Source organism: Streptomyces sp. MB09-02B (assembly GCF_033794485.1).
In the GTDB taxonomy this organism is placed as follows: Bacteria; Actinomycetota; Actinomycetes; order Streptomycetales; family Streptomycetaceae; genus Streptomyces.
Genome location: NZ_JARGEE010000713.1, coordinates 1 through 2,644, shown reverse-complemented (window position 1 = coordinate 2,644; position 2,644 = coordinate 1). Strand labels below are relative to the sequence as shown.

Here is a 2,644-nt window from a genome sequence, read left to right as displayed (position 1 = left end):
GGCCCCGTCCGTCCCGTCGGTCGCCTCAGCCCAGCCCGACCCGCCCGTGGCGTCCCTGGCGTCCGTGGAGTCCCTGGCGTCCGTCCCGACCGGGGTCAGTTCCAGGACCCACGTCAGTTTCCCGTCGTACTCGTCGCCGAAGCCGACCGTGGCGGCGCGCACGAGTCTGACGTCGGCCTTGGCGGTGACGGTCATCCGGCCGGTCGGGGTCGGGGTCTCCGACGTGCCCGCCGAGATGGGCAGTTCGCGGCCGGCGACGGTGAGGACGCGGCGGGAGAGGTCCACCGTGACGTCGGGAGCCTCGGCCGACGCACTGGGCGGGACGCTCGCGGTGGTGGACGGGCGTTGCTCGGTGCCGTGCGAGACAGCGTTGAGGGTGAGGACGGCGGCCAGCCCCGCCGCCGCGCAGCCGCCCGCGACCGCGGCGGTCGTACGGCGCCGTCGACGACGGCGTCCGGCGGTGGCGCGGACCTCGGCCCCGGACCCGGGCGGCAGGGTCTCGGCGGAGTCGGCCAACTCGCGCAGTCGGACGGTGAGTTCATCGGACACGGCCGTCCTCCTTCGCACCCTCGCCGGGGGCCAGTTCGCGGGCCAGCGCCGCCCGGCCACGGGACAGCCGGGCCTTGACCGTGCCCACGGGGGCACCGGTCTCGGAGGCTACCTCCTCGACACTCAAGTCGCACAGATGGTGCAGAACCACCGCCATCCGCTGGGCCTCCGGAATCCTGCGCAACGCCTCGACCAGCACGGCTCGCTCGGGATCGGGGCCCGGCGCGTGCTCCACGGGCGGCTCGCGGCGCACCAGTTCCAGCCAGCGGCGCGCACGGCGCCACCGGCTCACCGCGAGCCGCATCGCCACGGTCCTGATCCACGCCTCGGGCGCCCCCTCGGCGAGGAAGTCCCGCCTGCGGTCCCAGGCCCGTACGAAGGCCTCCTGCACCACGTCCTGCGCCTCGCCGTGGTCCCCGGTGAAGGCATAGAGCTGGCCGGTCAGGCGGGGGAAGGCGGTGGCGTAGAACGCGTCGAACTCTTCCTCGGTCATGCCCCCGCCGTTGTCCGAAGTCCCGTGCATCGCCATGCAACCCGGTCGCCCCCGTCGTGCGTACAGGTCTCGAACGTACGCCGCAGCCCATCGAAACACATGCCGTCAGCGACTGGGGGAGACCATGACCACGGGGAGCAGGGCCGAGGGGAGCCGTGGCGTCGGGGCGGGGCCGCTCCGGCGTCCGGTGCACGTGCTCGTCACGACGGCCGCGTGCGCGGTCGCGTTCGCGCTCACGGGCTGTGCGGGGAGCGGGGAGGGAGTGCGGGTCGAGGGGCCGAGCGAGATACCCGGAGCCCAGGCCCGGGCGGACGCGCAGGAGGAAGCGACGGGAGAGACGGTCGGGGAGACGAGAGGGGAAACGAGAGGACAGACGAGAGCGCAGACGAGAGGGCAGACGAGAGGGGACACCGCCGGGAAGACGACGGGAAGGAATGTGGACGCGGACGTGGGTGCCATGCCGCTGCCCGCCTTCGACGGCGTGCGGGTGAACGTCACCGAGGGGCAGACCGTGAGCGTACCCCTGCCGATATCGGTCACGTTCGCCCACCCGGTCCCGCAGTCCGCACGCGCCGCCGTGGAAGGCCAGTTGAAGGTCACCACGATGGACGTCGGTGCCGAGGGCTCCTGGAGCTGGGTGACGGGTCGGCCGCTCGCCGACGGGCAGCGCGTCGACTTCCGTCCGCTCACCCCCTGGAAGCCCGGCACGAAGGTCACGGTCCACGTCGGCGCGGGCCTCACCCGGCACTTCACCGTCGGCCGCTCGCTGATCGCCGCGGACGCGCCCGGCCACTGAGTGAACCCGGGGAAAAAAAGTGTTCCGCCGGTGTCATCCGTCCCGTACGCCTCACGGGTTTCAGGAGTGTCAGACCAGACCAAGCACCTGGACCAACACACCTTTGGGGGTCGTCCGTTCATGACCATGGCACGGATGCACACACTCGTCGCCGTCGCAGCGCTGACCACGCTGCTGGCGGGGGCGTCGACGACGTCGTACGCCGCCTCGCGGGGGGAGGCGGCGCACGGCGCCGGCACGGCGGTCGCGGCCGCGGAGTCCGTTGCCACCGCGGCGGCGGCCAGGAAGGCGCCGACTCCGCGCATCCTCCAGCCCGGTGAACACCTCGTCGCCGCGCCGGGATTCGAGTTCTGGATGACGGAGGAGGGCAAGCACTGGCTGGAGCCGGACCTGCCCGACTTCCCGCAGTTCCGGAGCGTCGTCGACGGCAACATCGACCGGAGCCGACCGGGCGTCTCGCTCCAGGCGTCCGCGTTCGAGGGACGCTACTACCTCTCCGGCGTCTACTACGGGGGCAAGGGAACCGCCTCCCGCGTCGCGGTCCGCACGAGCACGGGCACCGTCCACGGCAAGCTGATCGAGCTGCCCGGCAAGCCGGGCTGGGGCGTCTGGTACGCCATCGCCGACCTGCCCACCGTGGACGACGGGCAGGAGTTCCTGCGCGGTGTGGCCGTCCTCGACACCAAGGGCGGCGTGTACTCCCAGCTGCGCCTGCGCTGACCCGGCCGTGCGGGAGCGGGCGGGACCGTCCCGCTCCCGCTCCCGCACCGCGGGGACCCCCTCGTTCCCCTCCCCGCCCGCACCTT

General features: G+C 73.0%; 4 protein-coding genes. 2 read left to right on the top strand and 2 right to left on the bottom strand.

What is annotated here, in order from left to right; translation table 11 throughout:
* Together P1P70_RS43200 and P1P70_RS43195 are read right to left on the bottom strand one after the other, a co-directional pair.
* A partial coding sequence (locus tag P1P70_RS43200; RefSeq protein ID WP_319247770.1) for a L,D-transpeptidase occupies positions 1 to 549 on the bottom strand: 549 nt, incomplete at its 3' end.
* Entirely contained in the window at positions 539 to 1,042 is a 504-nt protein-coding gene (locus P1P70_RS43195; protein ID WP_319247768.1) for a SigE family RNA polymerase sigma factor, read from the bottom strand. The genes P1P70_RS43200 and P1P70_RS43195, both read right to left, overlap by 11 nt.
* A gap of 436 nt (positions 1,043 to 1,478) precedes the next feature.
* Between P1P70_RS43195 and P1P70_RS43190 the strand changes: the two genes are divergently transcribed.
* Both P1P70_RS43190 and P1P70_RS43185 read left to right on the top strand, forming a co-directional pair.
* Complete coding sequence (locus P1P70_RS43190) at positions 1,479 to 1,838, top strand: Ig-like domain-containing protein (RefSeq protein ID WP_319247766.1); 360 nt, start codon at positions 1,479 to 1,481, stop codon at positions 1,836 to 1,838.
* Between the two features lie 135 nt (positions 1,839 to 1,973).
* A complete protein-coding gene (locus P1P70_RS43185) occupies positions 1,974 to 2,558 on the top strand; it encodes a hypothetical protein (RefSeq protein WP_319247764.1) in 585 nt (194 codons plus the stop codon).
* Positions 2,559 to 2,644: the final 86 nt, after the last annotated feature.